This is a genomic window from Vibrio maerlii (assembly GCF_003415655.1).
GTDB classification, from domain to species: Bacteria; Pseudomonadota; Gammaproteobacteria; order Enterobacterales; family Vibrionaceae; genus Vibrio; species Vibrio maerlii.
Map to the genome: position 1 here is coordinate 1 of NZ_QRHC01000030.1, position 1078 is coordinate 1078.

Here is a 1078-nt window from a genome sequence, read left to right on the forward strand (position 1 = left end):
ATATCAGAATGCCACGGTGAATACGTTCCCGGGCCTTGTACACACCGCCCGTCACACCATGGGAGTGGGCTGCAAAAGAAGTGGGTAGTTTAACCTTCGGGAGGACGCTCACCACTTTGTGGTTCATGACTGGGGTGAAGTCGTAACAAGGTAGCCCTAGGGGAACCTGGGGCTGGATCACCTCCTTATACGAAAGATTATTGCGATGAGTGTTCACACAGATTGATACGGTTTAGAAAAGTAAAGAGATAGTAAGTGCCCAACACTTACAACTTAGTGTCCCGTTCGTCTAGAGGCCTAGGACACCGCCCTTTCACGGCGGTAACAGGGGTTCGACTCCCCTACGGGATACCATTGGGTCGTTAGCTCAGTTGGTAGAGCAGTTGACTTTTAATCAATTGGTCGCAGGTTCGAATCCTGCACGACCCACCATTCTTTCTTTGAAAGAATATCTCAAGATATGGGGCTATAGCTCAGCTGGGAGAGCGCCTGCCTTGCACGCAGGAGGTCAGCAGTTCGATCCTGCTTAGCTCCACCATTCTTGATGTCTTCCACAAGACATAAAACTTATCGTGGGCGATTAGCTCAGTTGGGAGAGCACCTGCCTTACAAGCAGGGGGTCACTGGTTCGAGCCCGGTATCGCCCACCATCTTTAAGCACATTCTATGAGTGTTTTTAAAAATGGTTTCGATAAGAAACTAGCTCTTTAACAATTTGGAAAGCTGACGAATAACAACAATCCCCATATCTTCGGATATGCGTTGTTATTCAAATTAAAAGTTCTCAAATCCTATATCTCTTAGAGATGTAGGTACCAACACACATTCAAGTGTTCTTGGAAACACCACAGTTTACTGTGATGTTTAATATTTGAGTCCGGCAAAATCGAATGTCTCTCGCTCATTTAAATAATGAGAGACAAAACCTTGGTTGTTTGCCATACACCTTTTTGTCTTCACTTTTAAAAAGTGAAAGCAAATCGAAACCTCTTGGGGTTGTATGGTTAAGTGACTAAGCGTACACGGTGGATGCCTTGGCAGTCAGAGGCGATGAAGGACGTATTAACTTGCGATAAGC

Annotated in this window: 4 tRNA genes and 1 rRNA gene; all 5 read left to right on the forward strand. The window is 45.6% G+C overall.

Features of this window, described 5'->3' with window-relative positions:
* A 16S ribosomal RNA gene (locus tag DPF91_RS22190) occupies nt 1-188 on the forward strand; the annotation flags it as partial.
* Nucleotides 189-278: 90 nt separating this feature from the next.
* Nucleotides 279-354, forward strand: a tRNA-Glu gene (locus DPF91_RS21705).
* Nucleotides 355-356: 2 nt separating this feature from the next.
* Nucleotides 357-432 (forward strand) — tRNA-Lys (locus DPF91_RS21710).
* 30 nt (nt 433-462) lie between these two features.
* Nucleotides 463-538: transfer RNA gene (locus DPF91_RS21715), tRNA-Ala, on the forward strand.
* Between the two features lie 36 nt (nt 539-574).
* Nucleotides 575-650: transfer RNA gene (locus DPF91_RS21720), tRNA-Val, on the forward strand.
* Nucleotides 651-1078 lie beyond the last annotated feature (428 nt).